This is a genomic window from Enterobacter sp. JMULE2 (assembly GCF_013337145.1).
Lineage (GTDB): Bacteria > Pseudomonadota > Gammaproteobacteria > Enterobacterales > Enterobacteriaceae > Enterobacter > Enterobacter mori.
Map to the genome: position 1 here is coordinate 204,223 of NZ_SGWD01000016.1, position 21,796 is coordinate 226,018.

A 21,796-nucleotide genomic window follows, 5' to 3' on the forward strand; every position below is an offset into this window, starting at 1 on the left:
CCAGTCGAAAGCGGGCGGCATTATACACGCCCGTTTTAGAGAAGACTATTCGAGTTGCTGAAGTTCACCTGATGGCGTGACGCGCCAGCGGTGCTGGCAAAAATAGAGCAGCGGGTTGTCCTGCTTGCTGTCGCTGTAGCCGCTGTACAGGCGCAGCGGCGTGCCGATGCGCTTCTCCAGCTGAACCACTTTCTCGTGCCCCAGGCAGCGCATAGTCAGCACCCAACCGCCGTAAGCGCGGGAAATTTGCGTGGCGATAAGATTTACGCGCGGCAGCCAGGGCGTATCAAAATAAACCTGCTCCACCAGCGTCTGCGGGGAGCCGGTAATCAGCCAGATGTCGGCATCGTTCGCGTCGAGGTAGCTGGTGAGACGCGCCTGCACCACGGGAAACGCGGCGACATGGCCGCGAAACCAGTGCGCAAAATCCTGTTCGAGCTGTTTAAGCCGTGCTTCGCTGTGACCAAAGGTGCATCCCCAGAGCAGCAGGCTCATCGGCCAGCGCGCTGCACGGCCTTTCACCAGCAGCGCGATGCCAATCACGGGTAAGAGCGATAAGACGAGCAGCGCATTCAGAGGCTGACGCCGCAGCAGGTAGCGCATAAAGGTGCCAAACATATCCTGCTGATGCAGCGTTCCATCCAGGTCGAAAAAGACAACGCGACGCGCGTGATTTGCCAAACCTTACTCCTCTGGGTCGTTGAATCCTAACAGCCAGGTAAACAGGAACCCGGCGATTACCGCTACTAAATAGCCTAACAGATAGAGCATCACTTTTCCGGTCACGATGGTTAATGCCAGCGGTAAACCGGAAAGTCCAAAGGTGATCACCGTCGCCACTTTCCAGTAGCTAATGAGCGCCCCGCCCACCGCGCCGCCCAGACAGGCTGCGAGGAAAGGTTTCCCCAGCGGCAGCGTAACGCCGAAAATCAGCGGCTCGCCGATGCCGAGCAGTCCGACCGGGAGCGCGCCTTTAATCACTTTTTTCAGTCGCGCGTTGCGGGTTTTCATCAGTACGGCAATCGCCGCGCCGACCTGCCCCACGCCCGCCATCGACAGGATAGGCAGCAGCGCGTTATAGCCGTGCGCCTGCACCAGCTCGACGTGGATCGGCACCAGCCCCTGATGCAGGCCGGTCAGCACCAGCGGCAGGAAGGTACCAGAGAGCACCGCGCCCACCAGCAGGCCACCACGGTCGATAGCCAGAGACGCACCGTGGGCGATGGCGTCAGAGATCCAGCCACCTAGCGGCTGAAGAACCACAATCGCTACGCTACCGGTAATTAACGTGGTCAGCAGCGGGTTGAGGATAAGCTCAATCGAGCCAGGCAGGATCGCGCGCAGCCTTTTCTCGATCCAGCACATCAGGATGACCACCAGCAGCACGGCAATTACCCCACCGCGCCCCGGCTGTAGTGCCTCACCAAACAGCGTGATCTGCGCCAGCTGCGGGCTGGACAAGATGCCCGCCATTACCCCACCCATGGCCAGCGATCCGCCAAACACCTTCGCGGTATTCACCCCGACCAGAATGTTCATGATGGCGAAAACTGCGCTGCCGAAGATCCCGAGAATCCCCAGCAGGTTTGGATACTGCGTGGCAAAATCCCCGACGATATCCGGCCGCTTGAGGATATTGATAATCCCGGTGATCAGGCCCGAAGCAATAAACGCCGGGATCAGCGGGATAAAGACGTTTGCCAGCTGTCGCAGCGCATCGCTCATTGGCGCCTTGTATTTGGCTTTTGCCTGCGCTTTGGTGCTTTCGGCATCGTCAAATGAGGCCGTCGCCTCACCACCAACCATCAGCGCGCGCATGGCATCAACAACCTGCGCCGCTTTTCCCGGCCCGACAATAAGCTGGTGCTGCTGCCCCTGTTTGACGTATCCACTTACGCCGGGGAGTTGCTTCAGGCGCGGTAGATCAAGATCGTCGTCGTTATGCACCTCGACGCGCACGCGCGTCATGCAGTTTTCCAGACGCTGGATATTCTTTTCTCCGCCGATCCCCTGCAGGATGCCGCTGGCGAGCGCTGCTGTCTTTTCCATACACGCCTCTGTTAGTTTTCTAATGCAGCCCGTAAGAACCCGTTATGCGCATCGAGTTTGGCTCTCGCCGCCGCGGCGTCCAGCCCGCTTAAGATCATCAGAATGGCAGGTTTAACATCGTGATCGGTTTGTTTCAGGACCGCTTCCGCCTCTTCACGGTCTGCGCCTGTCGCCTCCATCACCATGCGGCAGGCTCTGTCCACCAGCTTGACGTTGGTGGCCTGCATATCGACCATCAGGTTCTGATAAACCTTGCCGAACTTCACCATCGCGCCGGTGGAGATCATATTGAGCACCAGCTTTTGCGCGGTCCCTGATTTCAGACGCGTGGAGCCGGTCAGCGCTTCCGGCCCGACAACCGGAGAGATGGCGATAGCGGCCACCTGGGCAATCGGCGAGCCGGGGTTGCAGGAGATGGCCACCGTCGTGCAGCCTGTCTGGTTGGCGTATTCCAGGCCGCCAATGACGTACGGCGTGCGCCCGGATGCCGCCAGCCCAACCACCAGATCCTGCGCGGTCAGGTTCAGCGCTTTGAGATCATCTTCACCGAGCTGTTTGTTGTCTTCCGCCCCTTCAACGGCTTTCAGCAGCGCGCCTGGGCCACCGGCAATCAGCCCGATCACCAGGCCGTGCGGAACGCCAAAGGTTGGCGGACATTCGGAGGCATCCAGAACCCCCAAACGTCCGCTGGTGCCCGCGCCCATGTAAATAATGCGACCGCCAGCCTTAAGGGCTTCCGCCGCCGCATCGACGGCTTTCGCCACCTCAGATAATGTCTCTTTCACTGCCTGCGCGACCAGCGTATCCTGTTGATTAAAGCGGTTAACCAGCTCCAGCGTGGAGAGTGCGTCAAGATCCATGGTTTGCGGGTTACGAGTTTCAGAAACCAGTGAGCCAAGATTCATTTTTTGTACCTCAAGAATTTTTAATTCATAATAATCACACTATAATGGAATATAAAATTCATTCAGGCGAGCAAAATTCGTATTTGAGCAGATAATCACATTTTCGCCAGGAGACCGTATGAACTGTTTAATTCGCATTCGCCAGCGTTATGCAGGCTTTGCCCAAAGCGACAAGAAGCTGGCGGATTTTCTACTTTCTCAACCCGATCACGCGCGCCATCTTAGCTCGCAGCAGCTGGCGAGTGAGGCGGGTGTGAGCCAGTCCAGCGTGGTGAAGTTTGCCCAGAAAATCGGGTTTAAGGGCTTTCCGGCCCTCAAGCTGGCGATCAGCGAAGCGCTGGTGAGTAACCCCAATCCGCAGTCGATGCCGGTGCATAATCAGATCCGGGGCGATGACCCGATGCGTCTGGTGGGCGAAAAGCTGATCAAAGAGAACGTGGCGGCCATGCATGCGACACTGGATGTGAATACCGAAGAGAAGCTGCTGGAAAGCGTGGCGATGCTGCGCGCGGCACGGCGCATTATTCTGACCGGGATAGGTGCATCCGGGCTAGTGGCGCGTAACTTTGGCTGGAAGCTGACGAAGATCGGTTACAACGCGATAGTGGAGCAAGACATGCACGCCCTGCTCGCCACCGTCCAGGCAATGGATCCTGACGATTTGCTGCTGGCGATCTCTTATTCCGGTGAACGTCGAGAGATCAATATGGCGACCGATGAAGCGCTGCGCGTCGGCGGTAAAATTCTGGCGATCACGGGTTTTACGCCAAACGCGCTCCAGCAGCGGGCAACGCGCTGTTTATATACCATTGCCGAGGAGCAGGCCACGCGCAGCGCGGCTATTTCGTCCACCAGTGCTCAAATGATGCTGACGGATCTGCTGTTTATGGCGCTGGTGCAGCAGGATCTTGAGCACGCGCCCGAGCGCATTCGTCACAGCGAAGAACTGGTAAAGAAACTGGTTTGACGCGTATAATGCCCGCCCAGTTTGTGTTGTTTCTGAGAATTTCCTGATGGCGCTGTTAATTACCAAAAAATGCATTAATTGCGATATGTGCGAGCCCGAATGCCCTAACCAGGCGATTTCGATGGGCGACAGCATTTATGAGATTAACAGCGACCGCTGCACGGAATGCATCGGCCACTATGAAACGCCGACCTGTCAGAAAGTGTGCCCGATCCCGAATACTATCCTGAAGGATCCGGCCCACGTAGAGAACGAAGAGCAGTTATGGGATAAGTTTGTCCTGATGCATCATGCAGACAAACTCTAGCTTTCAATGATCACCGTTGCGCAGGCGTAGTGGCGTTCATCGGCGAGCGTCACGTGCATGTGATTCACCCCCAGCTTTTCCGCCAGCTTTTGCGCTTCCCCCCACAGACGCAGGCTCGGTTTACCCAGCTCATCGTTAAACACTTCGAACTGGTTAAACGCCAGGCCGTTGCGAATGCCGGTTCCGAAGGCTTTAGCTGCCGCCTCTTTAACCGCAAAGCGCTTCGCCAGAAAACGCACCGGCTGCTGATGCGCTTCCCAGATGGCCCATTCGTTATCGCTCAGCACGCGTCTTGCGAGGCGATCGCCGCTACGGGCGATCACCGCTTCAATGCGGGCTATTTCAACGATATCGGTGCCTAAGCCCAGAATGGCCATTACTGACGCGCTTCCTGCATCAGGCGTTTCATTTCTGAAACCGCCTCTTTCAGACCGCTCATCACCGCACGACCAATGATGGCGTGGCCGATGTTCAGCTCGTGCATTTCCGGCAGCGCGGCAATGGCTTTCACATTGTGGTAGGTCAGGCCGTGACCGGCGTTAACCTTCAGGCCCAGGCTTGAAGCGTACGTGGCCGCTTTAGCGATACGCTCCAGCTCTTTCGCCTGCTCGGCGTCGTTTTTGGCATCGGCATAGCAGCCGGTGTGAATTTCGATATACGGTGCGCCCACGTCGGCCGCCGCTTTAATCTGGGTGAAATCAGCGTCAATAAACAGAGAAACCAGGATACCGGCATCCGCCAGACGTTTGCAGGCATCGCGCATTTTGTCGAGCTGCCCGGCCACATCCAGACCGCCTTCGGTGGTCACTTCCTGGCGTTTTTCCGGCACCAGGCAGCAGAAATGCGGTTGGGTCTCGCAGGCAATAGCCAGCATCTCTTCGGTGACCGCCATCTCCAGATTCATACGCGTGTCCAGCGTCTGACGCAGAATGCGTACGTCGCGGTCGGTGATGTGGCGACGGTCTTCACGCAGGTGAACGGTAATGCCGTCAGCGCCAGCCTGTTCAGCGATAAACGCCGCCTGAACCGGATCGGGATACGCCGTGCCGCGCGCATTACGCAGCGTGGCGATGTGGTCGATGTTGACGCCTAACAGTAATTCAGCCATGACAATCCTCGGTTTTCTTTTCGATTCTGTGGTCTAACGTTTCGGCACAAACTGCCTGAATAATTCGCGGCTCTTTAAGGGCTTGCCGCCAAGATACGGCTTGAGGGCAATCCGGGTAAAGCGTTTTGCTGCGCGCAGGGTATCCTGATCGGGAAACTCGCGCTCATACAGCGCCCGGAGCTGGCGACCGGTAAAGGTGCTGTTGTCTATCACAATACTGGCAATGAAGCCTTTTTCTTCGCGGTAGCGGTAGGTCATAGTGTCTTCTACCTCGTCCCCGCTACCCGCACAGTGCAGAAAATCTACGCCGTACCCGAGATGGCCCAGCAGCGCCAGTTCGAAGCGGCGCAGCGCAGGCTCGGGTGTGCCGGTTGCGCCAGCAAGTGCCTGGATACAGTGCAGATAATCGAAGAAAAGTTCCGAGAAGCGAGTCTCATGTTCAAGGACGCGAGAAATGAGTTCGTTGACATACAGACCGCTGTAGAGCGTGATGCCAGAAAGGGGAAGCGCCAGAGAGACGGCTTCAGCGCTGCGCAGGGTTTTGACTTCCCCTCGCCCGCCAAAGCGTACCAGCAGCGGGGTGAAAGGCTGTAAGGCACCTTTCAGGTTAGAACGTTTGGAACGTGCGCCTTTCGCAACAAGGCGCACGCGGCCCGACTCTTCCGTGAAGACGTCCAGCATAAGGCTGGTTTCGCTCCAGGGACGACTATGGAGAACGAAGGCACGCTGCCAACCTTCCATTATACTCGTCGTCTTTGTTTACTGATCTTCGCCGTAACCGAGGCTGCGCAGAGCACGCTCATCATCGGCCCAGCCAGATTTCACTTTCACCCACAGTTCGAGGTGAACCGGCGCTTCGAACATCTCCATCATGTCCTTACGGGCTTCGATACCGATGGTTTTGATCTTGGCCCCTTTGTTGCCGATCACCATCTTCTTCTGCCCTTCGCGCTCAACGAGGATCAAACCGTTGATGTCATAGCCGCCACGCTCGTTGGTCTGGAAACGCTCGATCTCCACCGTCACAGAGTACGGCAGTTCAGCGCCCAGGAAACGCATCAGCTTTTCACGGATGATTTCAGACGCCATAAAGCGCTGAGAGCGATCGGTGATGTAGTCTTCCGGGAAGTGATGAATCGCTTCCGGCAGATGCTTACGCACGATGCCCGCGATGGTATCAACGTTCAGACCGGTCTCAGCAGACAGCGGCACGATGTCGAGGAAGTTCATCTGGCTACCGAGCCACTGCAGATGCGGCAGCAGGTCAGCCTTTTCCTGCACGTTATCAACTTTGTTAACAGCGAGAATGACCGGCGTTTTGCCGTCACGCAGCTTGTTCAGCACCATCTCGTCGTCCGGCGTCCAGCGGGTGCCTTCAACAACGAAAATCACCAGCTCTACGTCGCCAATCGAGCTGCTCGCCGCCTTGTTCATCAGACGGTTGATGGCACGCTTCTCTTCCATGTGCAGGCCCGGGGTATCGACGTAGATCGCCTGATACGCGCCTTCAGTATGGATGCCGACGATGCGGTGACGCGTGGTCTGCGCCTTACGCGAGGTGATAGAAATCTTCTGCCCAAGCAGATTATTCAACAGGGTGGATTTGCCAACGTTCGGACGTCCGACGATGGCAATAAATCCGCAATAGGTTTTGTCGATGCTCATTCCAGCTCCAGCATTTTTAACGCCTGTTCGGCGGCAGCCTGTTCAGCCTTACGACGGCTTGAACCTGTGCCCACCACCGGTTCACTCAGGCCACTGACCTGGCAATGGATGGTAAATTCCTGATCGTGCGCTTCGCCACGTACCTGCACCACCAGATAAGATGGCAGCGGCAGATGACGACCCTGCAAATATTCCTGCAGACGCGTTTTCGGATCTTTTTGTTTATCGCCCGGACTGATTTCGTCCAGACGGCTCTGATACCAGTTCAGGATCAGCTTTTCTACGGTCTGGATATCGCTGTCCAGGAACACACCACCAATTAATGCTTCGACCGTATCGGCAAGAATAGATTCACGACGAAAGCCGCCGCTTTTCAGTTCACCCGGTCCAAGACGCAGACATTCGCCCAGTTCAAATTCACGCGCGATTTCCGCAAGGGTATTACCCCGAACCAGCGTGGCACGCATGCGGCTCATATCACCCTCATCCACACGCGGGAAACGATGATAAAGCGCATTCGCAATCACGAAACTTAAAATAGAGTCACCTAAAAACTCGAGGCGCTCATTATGTTTGCTGCTGGCACTGCGGTGGGTTAATGCCTGTTGCAACAACTCCTGATGATGAAAAGTGTAGCCCAGCTTCCGTTGAAGCCGATTAATTACGATGGGGTTCATGCGATACCAATAAATGAATGCGTCAAAAATGCAGCACACGAAACCGACCTGAGAAAACCAACGCGGTTTCGTGTGCCGTGGCTCCCTTGCAGGGCCAACCTTAAACTTCGGGGGAATATTCTATACACAACGACAAGGGATGTCGTTAGTTCGAAGAGATTTATCGTGGAAATAATTCACGTAGCCGCGAAATAATGCGGCTACGTGCTCTTTTCGTGAGAATTAATGGATCCCGCCAATACGATTCAGGCGTACCCCGGTCGGCCATTCGCCTTCCTGCTTCTCAAAACTCATCCAGATCGCCGTCGCTTTACCCACCAGATTCGCTTCCGGCACAAAGCCCCAGTAGCGGCTATCGGCAGAGTTATCGCGGTTATCGCCCATCATGAAGTAATGACCTGGCGGTACGATCCAGCTGGCAAGCTGCTGACCCGGCTGCTGGTAATACATACCCACTTGATCCTGCGCGATTGGTACCGTCAGGATACGATGGGTAACATCACCCAGCGTCTCTTTACGCTCAACCAGGCGGATGCCGTTCTCTTTGGTCTCGCCTTTCGGTACCTGGAAGAAGCCGCTGGTCGCTTCACCGCCGTTACGACGGGCAAAGGTCTGCACAAAATCACTTGGCTCAACGTTTGAGTAGGTGATGGCCAGCGCGTTTTCACATGCGGTACCGGAACTGCAGCCCGGCTGAACGGTGACTTCCTTCGTGGCCGGATCGTAGGTAACTTTATCACCCGGCAGACCCACCGCGCGCTTGATGTAGTCCAGTCGCGGATCTTCCGGGTATTTAAACACCACGATATCGCCACGTTTCGGATGACCGGTTTCGATCAGCGTTTTCTGGTAGATCGGATCTTTAATGCCGTAGGCAAACTTCTCAACCAGAATAAAATCGCCAATCAGCAGTGTTGGCATCATGGAACCTGATGGGATCTGGAACGGCTCGTAAATGAACGAACGCACCACCAGCACAATGGCCAGCACCGGAAATACCGAGGCTCCCGTTTCCAGCCAGCCCGGTTTCGGGCCAACTTTCTTCAGGGTTTTCGCATCAAGCCCATCGCCAGTGGCTGCCTGTGCGGCAGCCTGACGTTCACGGCGTTTTGGGGCGAAGATAAACTTATCCAGACACCACAGCAGACCTGTCACCAGGGTAGCGATGACCAGGATCAGGGCAAACATGTTCGCCATGCCAACTCCTTAAGGGTTATTTGCCGTCTTTACCAACATGAAGAATGGCAAGGAATGCTTCCTGCGGCAGCTCAACGTTACCGACCTGCTTCATACGCTTCTTACCGTCTTTCTGCTTCTGCAGCAGCTTTTTCTTACGGCTGACGTCACCGCCGTAGCATTTCGCCAGGACGTTTTTACGCAGCTGTTTAACGGTAGAACGGGCGATGATGTGGTTACCAATGGCCGCCTGAATCGCGATGTCAAATTGCTGACGCGGGATCAGCTCTTTCATCTTCTCAACCAGCTCACGACCACGGTATGGCGCGTTGTCGTTGTGGGTGATCAGCGCCAGCGCATCGACGCGCTCGCTGTTGATCAGCACGTCCACACGCACCATGTTAGAGGCCTGGAAGCGCTTGAAGTTGTAATCCAGTGACGCATAGCCACGGGAGGTCGACTTCAGACGGTCGAAGAAGTCGAGGACCACTTCCGCCATCGGGATTTCGTAGGTCAGCGCCACCTGGTTACCGTGGTAAACCATGTTGGTCTGCACGCCACGCTTCTCAATACACAGCGTGATGACGTTGCCCAGGAACTCCTGCGGCAGCAGCATGTGACACTCAGCAATAGGCTCACGCAGCTCGTGAATATTGTTCAGCGGCGGCAGCTTGGACGGGCTGTCGACGTAGATCACTTCTTTCGAGGTGGTTTCCACTTCATACACAACGGTCGGTGCGGTGGTGATCAGATCCAGATCGTATTCACGCTCCAGACGTTCCTGAATGATCTCCATGTGCAGCAGGCCGAGGAAGCCACAGCGGAAACCGAAGCCCAGCGCCGTTGAACTTTCTGGTTCGTAGAACAGGGAAGCATCGTTCAGGCTCAGCTTACCGAGCGCATCACGGAAGTTTTCGTAGTCGTCAGAGCTGACCGGGAACAGGCCCGCGTAAACCTGCGGCTTCACCTTTTTAAAGCCAGGCAGCGCTTTGTCCGCCGGGTTACGCGCCAGCGTCAGCGTATCGCCCACCGGAGCACCGAGGATGTCTTTAATCGCGCAGACCAGCCAGCCTACCTCGCCGCATTTCAGCTCGGTACGGTCAACCTGTTTTGGTGTGAAGATACCCAGACGGTCAGCGTTGTAGACCTGGCCGGTACTCATAACCTTAATTTTGTCGCCTTTACGCATGGTCCCGTTTTTGATACGCACCAGCGAAACAACGCCAAGGTAGTTATCGAACCAGGAGTCGATGATCAGCGCCTGCAGCGGCGCTTCCGGATCACCTTCCGGTGGCGGAATATCACGCACCAGACGTTCCAGCACATCGGGAACACCGACGCCGGTTTTCGCCGAGCAGCGTACCGCGTCGGTCGCATCAATGCCGACGATGTCTTCAATCTCTTCCGCTACGCGCTCAGGATCGGCGGCAGGCAGGTCAATTTTGTTCAGAACCGGCACGACCTCGAGATCCATTTCCATCGCGGTGTAGCAGTTCGCCAGGGTCTGGGCTTCTACGCCCTGCCCGGCATCGACCACCAGCAGCGCGCCTTCACAGGCCGCCAGCGAGCGTGAAACTTCATAGGAGAAGTCAACGTGGCCAGGGGTGTCGATAAAGTTCAGTTGGTAGGTTTCACCGTCGGTCGCTTTATAGTCGAGCGTCACGCTCTGCGCTTTAATGGTGATACCGCGTTCGCGTTCCAGGTCCATGGAGTCCAGTACCTGGGCTGCCATTTCACGATCAGACAGGCCACCGCAAATCTGGATAATACGGTCAGACAGCGTCGACTTACCGTGGTCAATGTGAGCAATGATCGAAAAGTTACGTATGTTCTTCATATAGTTAAATAATTATGCCTTACGAATTCCTGGAGGCCGCTGTTCTTAGCCTGACGTTTTTCAGTGCGAAAACGCAGCATTCTACACTACATCCCCGCAACCTGGAAATGCACTTAGAGCCAAGCATAGCGCGAAGAAACGGCGTTTTCTTTTTTGAGGTGTAAATAATGATAAAGCCCGGTAGATCACCGGGCTTCAGAAGAGAGCGTCTCGACACGAAGCTGGTCAGGCGCAAGTGCAACATTGAGGATAACGGGTTGCCACTCTTCACGTGCAGCGAGCTTTGGCGACAGGCCTTTGGCAAGCCAAAATCCACCTACGCCACCCAGTGCAGCGCCACACATGGCAGCCACATCGGTGCCAAACAACATCTGGAAAATACCGCCCATAACAAACAAACCAACCAGTGGGGAGAGATAAACCAGCATCGCGGAGGTCAACAGACTGCCTTCTGCGATGCCCAGTTCCACCTTCTGCCCTGCCACCAGCGGCTGTTCGCTCGGGACGGCGATCGTATGCGACGTCTGCGGCCCCAGCTTGTTGAGCACGCGGCTGCCGCAACCCGCTCTGGACGCGCAGCTGTTACATGATGCTTTTACATCACAGCTCACCAGCGCAACGCCATCCTGCCACGATACGACCGTAGCCCACTCTTTAATCATTGCGCAGCCCTAAATTTAATGCTGTCGGAAATGCGCTTCGCCGTTTGCGGCGGCAATTCCCCGACGATGGTGATCTCGGCGTTATCACGTACCGTGGTACTCACCGTACGGCGCCCGGTACGAAGCATTTGTTCTGAACTGTTTGCCGTTGCACGGTTGATGTTCACCGAGAAGCTGAACAACCCATCTGAATAAAGACGCGATTCGACCGGCGTTTCAATGGTCGGTAACTGGCGACGGCTACTGGAGACTTCACTAAATCCTTGCGGGATCCAGGAAGGAACCCAGTTGAAGTTCACAGAATCACCGGCAGGAACAGAAAGCAGCGGCGGCAGGCTGGCTTTGGCCAGATTCTGCATGCTATTGCCCACCTGATTATTCACGCTGAAGGAGATGACGCGGAACTGTTCCAGCGTTTCACCGTCACGGTCGAGCAGGTCAACGCGCATTGGCAGCTTGGTTTCTGCATCAATCCAGACGATGTAGCTGTAACGCGTACCGTCTCTGGCCACAACGCGGATAACCTCGCAGAGTCTGTCGGCGATGCGGGTTTTGCCGACCGCGATAAAATCGTAGAAAGGCGCAAGACGCTTGAAATCGGTATAGATAAGCGATGGCAAGGAATCAACGATATAGTCGCCATTCAGAGTGAAAGGTTCCAGGCCAGGTTCAAAGTAGCTGATTTCATTGCCACGCTGAACCACTTCCCGACGTGGACCATCCATCTGTAAAAGCTGGGCGAGCGGCTGGTTATCAAGACGGGCATGGCGATAGCGTAACGATTCGACGCCCTGCTTATTAATGCTGATAAATGCCAACTCGTAATTGAGTGACTGGCTGGCCAGATTCATTTGCTGCAACAACGCCCCGGATGAAACATCAGCCGAGGCGTTGGCAGAGAAGAACAGGCTACCTGTCATCAGAGACATGGCGAACCAAAGTTGCTTCATTACTGCGATTGCGTTCCTAAAGTTTGGTTTCCGGGCACTTGCACAGCAGCCTGCTGGGTTTGTGCCTGCTCAAACTGAAGCTGTTCGGAGTGCAGACGACGCTGCAACTCATAATCCTGCAACATCGCATTGATGCGACGGCGCTGCTCTTGTACCTGCTGTTGCTGACCGCCGCTTGCGGAAGCATCTGCCGGTACGCCCAGGCTAACCGGGCTGGCTTTGCCCATCATCGGCAGTGTATTAAACACTGGCGCTTCAGGCTGCTGATTGGCTTCAGACTGAGTGTTATAGTGCTGGACGCCAACGATAACTGCAAGCGATACGCAAGCAGCCACACCCATTTGGGTAAGCTGGCTGGCCCACGGACGCACCTTTTGCCAGAACGGCATTTTCTGCCACTGGTGAGGCGCGGGCTGAGCTTCAGGAATCAGCGGAGTGGTCTGATGTACTGGCTCGTTCTCGATGGCCGCCATGACGCGAGCCGAGATATCGAAATGGAGAACCTCGCCGGTATCACCACGTAGGGTGTCACGGATGAGATGATAGCTCTCCCAGGTCTCTTGCATTTCGGGAGAATGAGACAGCTCATTGAGCAGCTCACTATCCAGCGTTTCACCATCCATTAAAGCGGAAAGTTGTTCTTTCTGCATGCCTAATACCTTTTCCAGTATCCCGCTATCGTCAACGCCTGATAAGCGGTTGAACTTTATTATCAATTGCTTCTCGCGCACGGAAAATTCGTGAACGAACCGTGCCGACCGGACAATCCATGATGGCAGCTATCTCTTCATAGCTTAGGCCATCCAACTCCCGTAACGTAATTGCCATACGTAAATCTTCCGGGAGCGACTCGATCGTGCGAAAAACGATTTGTCTCAGTTCTTCTGACAACATTAAGTTCTCAGGGTTCGAAATTTCTTTCAACGCGCCGCCACTTTCGAAGTTTTCGGCGTCGATTGCGTCCACATCACTAGAAGGCGGACGACGGCCCTGAGCGACCAGATAATTTTTTGCTGTATTCACGGCAATGCGATACAGCCAGGTATAAAAAGCACTATCTCCCCGGAATGAATCCAGCGCACGATAGGCCTTAATAAAAGACTCTTGTACCACATCAGGAACGTCTCCCGAGGGGACATAGCGAGAAACCAGACTCGCCACCTTATGCTGGTAGCGAACCACCAGTAGGTTAAAGGCTTTCTGATCTCCCTTTTGGACCCGTTCAACCAGGACCTGGTCCGTTAACTGCTCGCTCATCCGAGGTAATGTCTCCCCAAACCTAAATTCCACGCGCTATCGAAACGCCACTCTAACAGCATTGTACTTTGAGCAAGCACTGGCTTAGAGCGTCTATTCTTCAATAAGTTCCGTCACGCTTTTGTTTTTGTTCATCGCGCCGCAGACCGATCATTTTCTCTCATTATAAGTCTGATCACGATACGCACCCACTTTCTGACAAGAATCATCAACTTTATCGTCAGAAGAGTAACGCAACACCGGCTTTATTTCACCACAAAATCTGAAGCTAACGATCTGCTTCGCAAAATATTTTCGTTCATTTACCTCTTGTTTAGCTCTGACTTTACGTTTAGTCACCATAACAACATACAAAAAAAACGTGCGAAACGTCTCAGCCAGGTGCTATTCTGGCCAAACACTGTTTAGTAAATTAAACAAACATCATGAACACAACGCCAGAACTTCATTGTGATGTACTGATCATCGGCAGCGGTGCTGCTGGTCTCTCCCTTGCGCTGCGCCTTGCTGAGCACCAGAACGTGATCGTCTTGAGTAAAGGCCCGATGAGCGAGGGTTCAACTTTCTATGCGCAAGGCGGGATTGCGGCCGTGTTTGATGAAACGGACAGCATTGCCTCACACGTTGAAGACACTCTCATTGCCGGGGCGGGGATTGTGGATGAACATGCCGCAGAGTTTGTTGCCAGCAACGCCCGACATTGCGTACAGTGGCTTATCGATCAGGGGGTGCTGTTTGATACCCACGTCCAGCCTAACGGTGAAGAGAGCTACCACCTGACCCGTGAAGGCGGACATAGCCATCGTCGGATCCTTCATGCGGCAGACGCGACCGGAAAAGCGGTTGAAACCACGCTGGTCAGTAAAGCGCTTAGCCATCCTAATATTCGCGTCCTTGAGCGTAGCAATGCGGTTGACCTGATTATCTCCGATAAAATTGGTCTACCGGGCATGCGACGCGTCGTCGGTGCCTGGGTGTGGAATCGTAATAAAGAGAAGGTGGAAACCTGCCGGGCAAAAGCGGTCGTCCTGGCGACAGGCGGTGCCTCTAAGGTGTATCAGTACACCACTAACCCGGACATTGCCTCCGGAGACGGTATAGCCATGGCCTGGCGTGCCGGTTGTCGCGTGGCGAACCTTGAGTTCAATCAGTTCCATCCAACAGCCCTGTTCCATCCTCAGGCGCGTAATTTCCTGCTGACGGAAGCCCTGCGCGGAGAAGGCGCTTACCTGAAGCGTCCCGACGGCTCCCGCTTTATGCCTGACTTTGATGCCAGGGGCGAACTGGCTCCGCGCGATATTGTCGCTCGCGCAATCGACCATGAAATGAAACGTCTTGGCGTGGATTGTATGTATCTGGATATCAGCCATAAGCCAGCTGAGTTCATTCGTCAGCACTTCCCGATGATTTATGAAAAACTGCTGGGCCTGGGCATCGATTTGACCCGCGATCCGGTACCCATTGTACCCGCAGCCCACTATACCTGTGGTGGCGTGATGGTTGACGATCACGGCCGCACCGACGTGGACGGCCTGTACGCCATTGGAGAAGTGAGTTATACCGGCCTGCACGGCGCGAACCGCATGGCCTCAAACTCGCTGCTGGAGTGTCTGGTATACGGATGGTCTGCAGCAGAGGATATTACCAGCCGTATGCCGTATGCACGTGAAACAGAGCATTTGCCAGCCTGGGATGAAAGTCGTGTAGAAAATCCGGACGAACTGGTTGTTATCCAGCATAACTGGCACGAACTGCGGCTGTTTATGTGGGACTACGTTGGGATTGTACGGACGACAAAACGTCTTGAACGCGCCCTGCGCCGCATCACGATGCTACAGCAGGAGATTGATGAGTATTACGCCAATTTCCGCGTCTCCAATAACCTGCTGGAACTGCGCAACCTGGTACAGGTTGCGGAGCTTATCGTTCGCTGCGCAATGATGCGTAAAGAGAGTCGCGGGCTGCATTACACCCTGGACTATCCCGATCAGCTGGAAGCGTCCGGCCCGTCGGTCTTGTCTCCTCACGCTCACATAAACAGATAGAACGCCTGGGTCAGAGCAGTGTAATCTTCGGAGTAACGCTGGTCTGGCCCACGGATGACCATTCTGTCATTGAAACACTCCCCTTCTTTCGGTGAGAGTGCCAGCAACACACGATGCGGCAACCGCCCTTCAGTGTCGGAAATGTCGGTGCGTAAACGCAGATTCCAGCCAATCTCCCGGGCAATCTCAATAAAGTTATTGCCGGTGCTTTCTGGCAGTACCACGCAGAAAAAACCTTCTTCAGAGATCAGCTCAGCCGCACTGGTTAGCAGCGCCTTATGATCGAGTGAACCGGTATAACGAGCCCGTTCGCGCTCGGGCGTACCGCACTCCACGCCGGGTTCGTAGTAAGGAGGGTTACTGACAATGAGATCGTAACGTGAAGTTTGCTCAGGCGCCCAGGCAAGAATATCCGCACACTCAACGGAAAGGCGTGGTGCCCAGGGGGATTCCGCAGCATTTTCACTCGCCTGCCCTGCGGCCTGCGCATCCAGTTCAACGGCATCAATGGTGACATGTTCTTCCGTGCGCTGCGCCAGCATCAACGCCACCAGCCCGCTGCCCGTACCGATATCAAGAATACGCTTAACACCTGCGACAGGTGCCCAGGCACCCAGTAAAATACCGTCTGTACCGACTTTCATCGCACAGCGATCGTGCGCCACAAAAAACTGCTTAAACGTAAAACCATCGCGGCGCAGCTGCGCTTTGAGTTGAGACATGTCAGGGCAACCTTCTAAGTGAAACTGGAGTAGCATAGGGGAAAGCGAAGTGGTCGAAAAGCGATATCCATACAAACAGATGAAGATTACAGCCTTAACGTCTATAATCAGCGCCCCACACAGAGGTAGAACATGACTGTAACGACTTTTTCCGAACTTGAACTCGATGAAAGCCTGCTCAATGCACTTGAGAGCAAAGGCTTTACACGCCCGACCGCCATTCAGGCCGCGGCCATTCCGCCAGCGCTTGAGGGCCGCGATGTGCTCGGTTCTGCGCCAACCGGCACGGGGAAAACAGCAGCCTACTTGCTGCCTGTCTTGCAGCACCTGCTCGATTTCCCACGTAAAAAATCAGGCCCACCGCGTATTTTAATTCTGACGCCTACGCGCGAACTGGCAATGCAGGTTGCCGATCACGCGCGTGAACTCGCGGCAAATACTCATCTGGATATCGCCACCATCACCGGCGGCGTTGCGTACATGAACCACGCCGAAGTGTTCAGCGAAAACCAGGACATCGTCGTTGCGACGACCGGCCGCCTGCTGCAGTACATCAAAGAAGAGAACTTCGACTGCCGCGCGGTTGAAACGCTGATCCTCGACGAAGCCGACCGCATGCTGGACATGGGCTTCGCGCAGGATATTGAACACATTGCGGGTGAAACGCGCTGGCGTAACCAGACAATGCTGTTCTCTGCCACTCTCGAAGGGGAAGCGATCAAAGACTTCGCAGAGCGTCTGCTGGAAGATCCGGCGGAAGTCTCGGCGACGCCGTCAACCCGTGAGCGTAAGAAGATCCACCAGTGGTACTACCGCGCGGATAACCTTGAGCACAAAGTCGAATTGCTGAAACACCTGCTGAAGCAGGAAGATGCTCTGCGCACAATCGTGTTTGTGCGCAAGCGCGAGCGCGTGCATGAGCTGGCGGAAATGCTGCGTAACGCCGGGATCAACAACTGCTATCTTGAAGGCGAGATGGCGCAGATCAAGCGAACTGAAGGCATTAAGCGTCTGACCGATGGTCGCGTGAACGTTCTGGTTGCGACTGACGTTGCCGCACGCGGGATCGACATCCCTGACGTGAGCCACGTCATTAACTTCGATATGCCGCGCAGCGGAGATACCTATCTGCACCGTATTGGCCGTACCGGCCGCGCGGGCCGCAAAGGGATTGCGATTTCACTGGTTGAAGCGCATGACTACCTGCTGCTGCAGAAGATTGGCCGCTATGTTGATGAGCCGCTGAAAGCGCGCGTCATTGATGAGCTTCGCCCGACCACCCGTGCACCGAGCGAAAAAATGACGGGCAAGCCGTCCAAAAAAGCGCTCGCGAAACGTGCTGAGAGAAAAGAGAAAGAAAAAGAGAAGCCGCGCGTTAAGCAACGCCACCGCGACACCAAAAATATTGGTAAACGTCGCAAGCCAAGCGCTGCCGCGCCAGAAACGAAAACTGAAGAGTAAAAAAAAAGCCGGGAAATTTCCCGGCTTTTTTATTCCCCCCCGTGGCTGAAACCCTTACAGGCTTTCAGTAAAGGTACGGGCAATAACGTCGCGCTGCTGTTCTGGAGTCAGTGAGTTGAAGCGTACCGCATAGCCAGACACACGAATGGTCAGCTGTGGGTATTTTTCAGGGTGCTCAACGGCGTCCATCAGCGTTTCGCGACGCAGCACGTTAACGTTCAGGTGCTGACCACCTTCAACGCGCACTTCTGGTTTCACTTCCATTGGGATTTCACGGTATTCGATTTCGCCCAGTTTGCTCACTGGCACGATTTCGTCTTCTGCAAAACCCGCTTTCGCTACGACACAGCGCGCTTCGTTTTTCTCGCTGTCCAGCAGCCAGAAAGAGTTGAGCAGATCGTCATTTGCAGCTTTAGTAATCTGGATACCTGTAATCATGTGTTGCCTCCCTAGGCTACATTAACTGATGTCGGCCTCTCGCGGCCAATTGGTAAAACCATTGTTTCTTGTGTGTATATATATCATTCACACCTCGGTGATTTATTGATTTAAATCAACAAAAACACCAACCACACAAAGAGTGTGGTTTGAATTTATTGTTTTAGATCAATTTCACAGCCTTACCAATTCAACTTGCCCTGCATCTTTTCAAAATAAATTTAGCCACTTAGCGCACATTTCAGCGTGTAATTTTGCTCACCGGGGTTAAACAGGTAAGCTAGTCACAGATTGAGATTCGCAGGAGAGCGAGATGACGACACCTTTAACCTGGCATGACGTGCTGGCAGAAGAAAAGCAGCAGCCTTATTTTATCAATACGCTCAGCACCGTTGCTGCTGAGCGCCAGTCCGGACAGACGATTTACCCGCCGCAGAAAGATGTGTTCAACGCCTTTCGCTATACCGAACTGAGCGATGTAAAAGTGGTTATTTTGGGTCAGGATCCCTATCACGGCCCAGGGCAAGCCCATGGGCTGGCGTTTTCCGTACGTCCGGGCGTGGCTATCCCCCCTTCTCTGCTCAACATGTATAAAGAGCTTGAGGGAACCGTGCCCGGGTTTACCCGGCCAAACCACGGCTACCTGGAAAGCTGGGCGCATCAAGGTGTGCTGCTACTGAACACCGTCCTGACCGTGCGCGCGGGCCAGGCGCACTCGCACGCCAGCCTTGGATGGGAGACCTTTACCGATAAAGTCATCAGCCTGATCAACGAGCATCGCGAAGGGGTGGTGTTTTTACTCTGGGGTTCTCACGCGCAGAAGAAAGGGGCGATTATTGACCGTCAGCGTCATCACGTGTTGAAAGCACCGCACCCATCACCGCTGTCTGCTCATCGCGGTTTCTTTGGCAGTAATCATTTTGTTCTGGCGAATGAATGGCTGGAAAAACGTGGCGAAACGCCAATTGACTGGATGCCTGTGTTACCGGCAGAGAGCTAGTAGGATTTGTATGTGCCGGGTCAGGCCCGGCACATAAGAGGCTTATGCCTTATTCTGACGCCACCATTCAGCCAGCAGCACGCCGGTTGCAACGGAAACGTTCAGACTTTCCACATTGCCTGTCCCGTCAATAGAGACGCTCAGATCCGCACTGGAGAGCGCTGCATCAGACAGACCATCGCGTTCCTGACCTAACACCAACACCATCTTACGTGGCAACGTCGCTTTAAACAGCGGCGTACCGGCGTGGCTTGAGGTGGTCACGATGGAATAGCCCGCTTTACGGAACTGTTCAAGGGCATCCAGAACGCTGTCGCCGGTGATCGGCTGTACGTGCTCGGCTCCGCCTTCCGCAGTACGGATCGCGGCACCGGATTCCAGCAGCGCGGCATCCTGCAACAGTACGCCTTTCACGCCAAAGTGCGCGCAGCTACGCATCATCGCACCCAGGTTGTGCGGGTTGCCCACATCTTCCAGCGCCAGCACGCAGTCATCGGCATCCGCCTGGCTGACCCACTGCTGCACGGTGGTGCCGTTACGTTTTTTGATCAAGAAGCAAACGCCGCCGTGGTGTTCGGTACCGGACGCTTTGGTCAGCTCGGCATCATCCACAACGTGGTAGGCTTTGCGGTTCGCGGCCATCCAGCGCAGCGCTTCTTTGAAGCGCGGAGTCACGCTCTGGATAAACCAGGCGCGGACGATACACTCAGGACGGCTCTGGAACAGGGCCTGACAGGCATTCTCGCCATACACGCGGGTCTCTTCCGCACGCTGACGGCGCAGCACTTCCGGGTCGATAAAGCTCTTACCGCTGATACCGCCGTGATCGGCTTTTTCTGGCGTCTCATCGCCAGGAGCGCGAGAAACGGTGCGCCACGGTGAGGCGTTATCGCGTGAGAAGTCATCACGCGGACGATCGTCGCGTGGACGGTCATTACGTGGGCGGTCGGAACGCGGACGGTCATCGCGTTTGCGATCGTCACGTTTGCGGTCATCACCGCGGGTATTTTTGTCATCGCGGGCGGGGCGACGGCCACCGTCTGCACGAGAAGACGCCGGACGCCCGCCACCTTTTCCGGTACGCGGATTTTGGGTGCGTTTATCAGAGTCATCATCACTGCGGACATACATCACTTTGACCTTGCCGCTTTTGTTTTTCATTTCGTCGTTCATGCTTTTCTCCACCAGCGCTGCGCGAAGCGCGCAGATTACCCGATGTGCCAGCGCATAGCCATAATTTCGTACAAAAGCCTGTGACTATTGTTCTCATTGAATAAAACGCATTGTTGTTTCAAACAGGCTCATTGATAATATGTAACATATTAGAAACATTATCGGCGTTCTGCCGCTGTCCCACGGCTCTATCAGAGGTTAGTTATGAATACCGTATGTGCCAACTGTCAGGCTCTTAATCGCATTCCGGACGATCGGATGGAAGATGGTGCGAAATGCGGACGTTGTGGCCATGAATTGTTTGATGGCGATGTCATTAATGCGACAGGTGCTACGCTGGACAAACTCCTCAAGGACGATCTTCCGGTGGTGGTCGATTTCTGGGCACCGTGGTGCGGCCCCTGCCGCAGCTTTGCGCCGATCTTCGAAGACGTGGCCGAAGAGCGTAGTGGAAAAATGCGTTTCGTTAAGGTGAACACCGAAGCCGAGCGCGAACTGAGCGCACGTTTTCGTATTCGCAGCATCCCGACCATTATGATTTTCAAAAATGGTGAAGTGATCGACATGCTCAACGGCGCAGTTCCGAAGGCACCATTTGAAAGCTGGTTAAACGAGTCGCTGTAACAATCTCGGGGCACATCTTGTGCCCCGTTCTCGCCTCTGCGAAAATAGGGTTTTTCCTGCATTTCGCCCATGACTGATAACGCTGTTCTCCAATTACGCGCCGAACGCCTTGCGCGCGCAACGCGCCCGTTCCTTGCCCGCGGCAACCGTATCCGCCGCTGTCAGCGCTGCCTGCTGCCGCTGAAGGTTTGCCTCTGCGAGACGCTTACCCCGAGTACGGCGGAAAGCCGTTTTTGTCTCGTCATGTTCGATACCGAGCCGATGAAGCCCAGCAATACGGGGCGTCTTATCGCCGATATTTTGCCGAATACCGCCGCGTTTCAATGGTCTCGTACAGAACCCCCTCAGGCACTGCTCGATTTAGTCACAAACCCCGACTATCAGCCAATGGTGGTTTTCCCGGCGTCCTACGCGGGAGAACAGCGTCAGGTTCTTTCTGCGCCGCCATCCGGTAAACCGCCGCTGTTTATTATGCTGGACGGCACCTGGACCGAAGCGCGAAAAATGTTCCGCAAAAGCCCCTATCTGGATGCTTTACCGGTGATTTCAGTCGATTTGTCTCGCGTCTCGGCCTATCGCCTGCGTGAAGCCCATGCTGACGGGCAATATTGTACGGCGGAAGTGGCAATTGCGCTTCTGGATCTGGCCGGAGATACCCTGGCCGCCAGCGCGTTAGGCAGCCATTTTTCCTGTTTCCGCGAGCGTTACCTGGCAGGAAAAACCGTTCATAAGGGCAGCGTCACAGCAGCCGAGGCAGAAAGCGTTTAAAATCA

Annotated in this window: 25 protein-coding genes; 7 read left to right on the top strand and 18 right to left on the bottom strand. The window is 54.9% G+C overall.

Annotated features, from left to right (window positions below; translation table 11 throughout):
• Window positions 1-45 precede the first annotated feature (45 nt).
• The 3 genes from yfhb to murQ are packed head-to-tail and all read right to left on the bottom strand — an operon-like array spanning window position 46 to window position 2,954.
• Complete coding sequence (gene yfhb, locus EXW94_RS20960; protein ID WP_174340925.1) at window positions 46-681, bottom strand: phosphatidylglycerophosphatase C; 636 nt, start codon at window positions 679-681, stop codon at window positions 46-48.
• Window positions 682-684: 3 nt separating this feature from the next.
• A complete protein-coding gene (locus EXW94_RS20965; RefSeq protein ID WP_010434052.1) occupies window positions 685-2,049 on the bottom strand; it encodes a PTS transporter subunit EIIC in 1,365 nt (454 codons plus the stop codon).
• Window positions 2,050-2,060: 11 nt separating this feature from the next.
• Window positions 2,061-2,954, bottom strand: coding sequence for an N-acetylmuramic acid 6-phosphate etherase (murQ, locus tag EXW94_RS20970; protein ID WP_174340926.1), 894 nt, complete (start codon window positions 2,952-2,954; stop codon window positions 2,061-2,063).
• Window positions 2,955-3,072: 118 nt separating this feature from the next.
• Here murQ and EXW94_RS20975 point away from each other — a divergent pair, with 118 nt between their 5' ends.
• Both EXW94_RS20975 and EXW94_RS20980 read left to right on the top strand, forming a co-directional pair.
• Window positions 3,073-3,921 (top strand): MurR/RpiR family transcriptional regulator, encoded by an 849-nt coding sequence (locus EXW94_RS20975; protein ID WP_049005961.1) that lies wholly within the window; start codon window positions 3,073-3,075, stop codon window positions 3,919-3,921.
• A 46-nt stretch (window positions 3,922-3,967) separates the two neighbouring features.
• Window positions 3,968-4,228: a YfhL family 4Fe-4S dicluster ferredoxin gene (locus EXW94_RS20980; RefSeq protein ID WP_010434061.1), complete on the top strand. Its 261-nt coding sequence runs from the start codon at window positions 3,968-3,970 to the stop codon at window positions 4,226-4,228.
• Here EXW94_RS20980 and acpS read toward each other — a convergent pair.
• The 12 genes from acpS to rseD form a co-directional block, all read right to left on the bottom strand.
• Window positions 4,225-4,605, bottom strand: a complete 381-nt coding sequence (acpS, locus tag EXW94_RS20985; RefSeq protein WP_042715848.1) for a holo-ACP synthase — start codon at window positions 4,603-4,605, stop codon at window positions 4,225-4,227. The genes EXW94_RS20980 and acpS overlap by 4 nt on opposite strands.
• Window positions 4,605-5,336, bottom strand: a complete 732-nt coding sequence (gene pdxJ, locus EXW94_RS20990; protein ID WP_032648663.1) for a pyridoxine 5'-phosphate synthase — start codon at window positions 5,334-5,336, stop codon at window positions 4,605-4,607. Before pdxJ ends, acpS begins: the two co-directional genes overlap by 1 nt.
• A gap of 33 nt (window positions 5,337-5,369) precedes the next feature.
• Complete coding sequence (recO, locus tag EXW94_RS20995) at window positions 5,370-6,077, bottom strand: DNA repair protein RecO (protein WP_089598411.1); 708 nt, start codon at window positions 6,075-6,077, stop codon at window positions 5,370-5,372.
• Between the two features lie 18 nt (window positions 6,078-6,095).
• On the bottom strand, window positions 6,096-7,001 hold the full coding sequence (era, locus tag EXW94_RS21000) for a GTPase Era (protein ID WP_042715851.1): 906 nt from the start codon (window positions 6,999-7,001) through the stop codon (window positions 6,096-6,098).
• Window positions 6,998-7,678, bottom strand: coding sequence for a ribonuclease III (rnc, locus tag EXW94_RS21005; RefSeq protein ID WP_010434072.1), 681 nt, complete (start codon window positions 7,676-7,678; stop codon window positions 6,998-7,000). Before rnc ends, era begins: the two co-directional genes overlap by 4 nt.
• 222 nt (window positions 7,679-7,900) lie before the next feature.
• Window positions 7,901-8,875: a signal peptidase I gene (lepB, locus tag EXW94_RS21010; protein WP_010434075.1), complete on the bottom strand. Its 975-nt coding sequence runs from the start codon at window positions 8,873-8,875 to the stop codon at window positions 7,901-7,903.
• 16 nt (window positions 8,876-8,891) lie between these two features.
• Window positions 8,892-10,691, bottom strand: a complete 1,800-nt coding sequence (gene lepA / locus EXW94_RS21015; RefSeq protein WP_089598413.1) for a translation elongation factor 4 — start codon at window positions 10,689-10,691, stop codon at window positions 8,892-8,894.
• Between the two features lie 185 nt (window positions 10,692-10,876).
• On the bottom strand, window positions 10,877-11,353 hold the full coding sequence (gene rseC, locus EXW94_RS21020; RefSeq protein WP_174340927.1) for a SoxR-reducing system protein RseC: 477 nt from the start codon (window positions 11,351-11,353) through the stop codon (window positions 10,877-10,879).
• Entirely contained in the window at window positions 11,350-12,303 is a 954-nt protein-coding gene (rseB, locus tag EXW94_RS21025) for a sigma-E factor regulatory protein RseB (protein ID WP_010434078.1), read from the bottom strand. The genes rseC and rseB overlap by 4 nt, the downstream gene beginning before the upstream one ends.
• On the bottom strand, window positions 12,303-12,953 hold the full coding sequence (gene rseA, locus EXW94_RS21030; protein WP_010434079.1) for an anti-sigma-E factor RseA: 651 nt from the start codon (window positions 12,951-12,953) through the stop codon (window positions 12,303-12,305). Before rseA ends, rseB begins: the two co-directional genes overlap by 1 nt.
• A gap of 31 nt (window positions 12,954-12,984) precedes the next feature.
• On the bottom strand, window positions 12,985-13,560 hold the full coding sequence (rpoE, locus tag EXW94_RS21035) for an RNA polymerase sigma factor RpoE (RefSeq protein WP_006176728.1): 576 nt from the start codon (window positions 13,558-13,560) through the stop codon (window positions 12,985-12,987).
• Complete coding sequence (gene rseD, locus EXW94_RS28305) at window positions 13,557-13,622, bottom strand: rpoE leader peptide RseD (RefSeq protein ID WP_226348011.1); 66 nt, start codon at window positions 13,620-13,622, stop codon at window positions 13,557-13,559. The genes rpoE and rseD overlap by 4 nt, the downstream gene beginning before the upstream one ends.
• Before the next feature lie 363 nt (window positions 13,623-13,985).
• Between rseD and nadB the strand changes: the two genes are divergently transcribed.
• Entirely contained in the window at window positions 13,986-15,605 is a 1,620-nt protein-coding gene (nadB, locus tag EXW94_RS21045) for an L-aspartate oxidase (RefSeq protein WP_120157681.1), read from the top strand.
• Here nadB and EXW94_RS21050 read toward each other — a convergent pair.
• Complete coding sequence (locus EXW94_RS21050; protein WP_120157680.1) at window positions 15,590-16,327, bottom strand: tRNA1(Val) (adenine(37)-N6)-methyltransferase; 738 nt, start codon at window positions 16,325-16,327, stop codon at window positions 15,590-15,592. The two genes, nadB and EXW94_RS21050, sit on opposite strands and share 16 nt — an antisense overlap.
• Before the next feature lie 132 nt (window positions 16,328-16,459).
• Between EXW94_RS21050 and srmB the strand changes: the two genes are divergently transcribed.
• Window positions 16,460-17,788 (top strand): ATP-dependent RNA helicase SrmB, encoded by a 1,329-nt coding sequence (srmB, locus tag EXW94_RS21055; RefSeq protein ID WP_042715662.1) that lies wholly within the window; start codon window positions 16,460-16,462, stop codon window positions 17,786-17,788.
• Window positions 17,789-17,842: 54 nt separating this feature from the next.
• Here srmB and grcA read toward each other — a convergent pair whose 3' ends face one another.
• Complete coding sequence (gene grcA, locus EXW94_RS21060) at window positions 17,843-18,226, bottom strand: autonomous glycyl radical cofactor GrcA (RefSeq protein ID WP_008502190.1); 384 nt, start codon at window positions 18,224-18,226, stop codon at window positions 17,843-17,845.
• Between the two features lie 313 nt (window positions 18,227-18,539).
• Between grcA and ung the strand changes: the two genes are divergently transcribed.
• Entirely contained in the window at window positions 18,540-19,226 is a 687-nt protein-coding gene (gene ung / locus EXW94_RS21065; RefSeq protein WP_174340928.1) for a uracil-DNA glycosylase, read from the top strand.
• A gap of 42 nt (window positions 19,227-19,268) precedes the next feature.
• Here ung and EXW94_RS21070 read toward each other — a convergent pair whose 3' ends face one another.
• Window positions 19,269-20,399: a tRNA/rRNA methyltransferase gene (locus EXW94_RS21070; protein ID WP_089598418.1), complete on the bottom strand. Its 1,131-nt coding sequence runs from the start codon at window positions 20,397-20,399 to the stop codon at window positions 19,269-19,271.
• 204 nt (window positions 20,400-20,603) lie between these two features.
• Between EXW94_RS21070 and trxC the strand changes: the two genes are divergently transcribed.
• Window positions 20,604-21,023, top strand: coding sequence for a thioredoxin TrxC (trxC, locus tag EXW94_RS21075; protein ID WP_089598419.1), 420 nt, complete (start codon window positions 20,604-20,606; stop codon window positions 21,021-21,023).
• Between the two features lie 69 nt (window positions 21,024-21,092).
• Window positions 21,093-21,791, top strand: a complete 699-nt coding sequence (tapT, locus tag EXW94_RS21080; RefSeq protein ID WP_089598420.1) for a tRNA-uridine aminocarboxypropyltransferase — start codon at window positions 21,093-21,095, stop codon at window positions 21,789-21,791.
• The last annotated feature ends 5 nt before the right edge of the window (window positions 21,792-21,796 follow it).

Coding starts and splice junctions, on each gene's coding strand:
- EXW94_RS20965 (WP_010434052.1), bottom strand. CDS start 2,049: ATGGAAAAGACAGCAGCGCTCGCCAGCGGCATCCTGCAGGGGATCGGC.
- murQ (WP_174340926.1), bottom strand. CDS start 2,954: ATGAATCTTGGCTCACTGGTTTCTGAAACTCGTAACCCGCAAACCATG.
- EXW94_RS20975 (WP_049005961.1), top strand. CDS start 3,073: ATGAACTGTTTAATTCGCATTCGCCAGCGTTATGCAGGCTTTGCCCAA.
- EXW94_RS20980 (WP_010434061.1), top strand. CDS start 3,968: ATGGCGCTGTTAATTACCAAAAAATGCATTAATTGCGATATGTGCGAG.
- acpS (WP_042715848.1), bottom strand. CDS start 4,605: ATGGCCATTCTGGGCTTAGGCACCGATATCGTTGAAATAGCCCGCATT.
- pdxJ (WP_032648663.1), bottom strand. CDS start 5,336: ATGGCTGAATTACTGTTAGGCGTCAACATCGACCACATCGCCACGCTG.
- recO (WP_089598411.1), bottom strand. CDS start 6,077: ATGGAAGGTTGGCAGCGTGCCTTCGTTCTCCATAGTCGTCCCTGGAGC.
- era (WP_042715851.1), bottom strand. CDS start 7,001: ATGAGCATCGACAAAACCTATTGCGGATTTATTGCCATCGTCGGACGT.
- rnc (WP_010434072.1), bottom strand. CDS start 7,678: ATGAACCCCATCGTAATTAATCGGCTTCAACGGAAGCTGGGCTACACT.
- lepB (WP_010434075.1), bottom strand. CDS start 8,875: ATGGCGAACATGTTTGCCCTGATCCTGGTCATCGCTACCCTGGTGACA.
- lepA (WP_089598413.1), bottom strand. CDS start 10,691: ATGAAGAACATACGTAACTTTTCGATCATTGCTCACATTGACCACGGT.
- rseC (WP_174340927.1), bottom strand. CDS start 11,353: ATGATTAAAGAGTGGGCTACGGTCGTATCGTGGCAGGATGGCGTTGCG.
- rseB (WP_010434078.1), bottom strand. CDS start 12,303: ATGAAGCAACTTTGGTTCGCCATGTCTCTGATGACAGGTAGCCTGTTC.
- rseA (WP_010434079.1), bottom strand. CDS start 12,953: ATGCAGAAAGAACAACTTTCCGCTTTAATGGATGGTGAAACGCTGGAT.
- rpoE (WP_006176728.1), bottom strand. CDS start 13,560: ATGAGCGAGCAGTTAACGGACCAGGTCCTGGTTGAACGGGTCCAAAAG.
- nadB (WP_120157681.1), top strand. CDS start 13,986: ATGAACACAACGCCAGAACTTCATTGTGATGTACTGATCATCGGCAGC.
- EXW94_RS21050 (WP_120157680.1), bottom strand. CDS start 16,327: ATGTCTCAACTCAAAGCGCAGCTGCGCCGCGATGGTTTTACGTTTAAG.
- srmB (WP_042715662.1), top strand. CDS start 16,460: ATGACTGTAACGACTTTTTCCGAACTTGAACTCGATGAAAGCCTGCTC.
- grcA (WP_008502190.1), bottom strand. CDS start 18,226: ATGATTACAGGTATCCAGATTACTAAAGCTGCAAATGACGATCTGCTC.
- ung (WP_174340928.1), top strand. CDS start 18,540: ATGACGACACCTTTAACCTGGCATGACGTGCTGGCAGAAGAAAAGCAG.
- EXW94_RS21070 (WP_089598418.1), bottom strand. CDS start 20,399: ATGAACGACGAAATGAAAAACAAAAGCGGCAAGGTCAAAGTGATGTAT.
- trxC (WP_089598419.1), top strand. CDS start 20,604: ATGAATACCGTATGTGCCAACTGTCAGGCTCTTAATCGCATTCCGGAC.
- tapT (WP_089598420.1), top strand. CDS start 21,093: ATGACTGATAACGCTGTTCTCCAATTACGCGCCGAACGCCTTGCGCGC.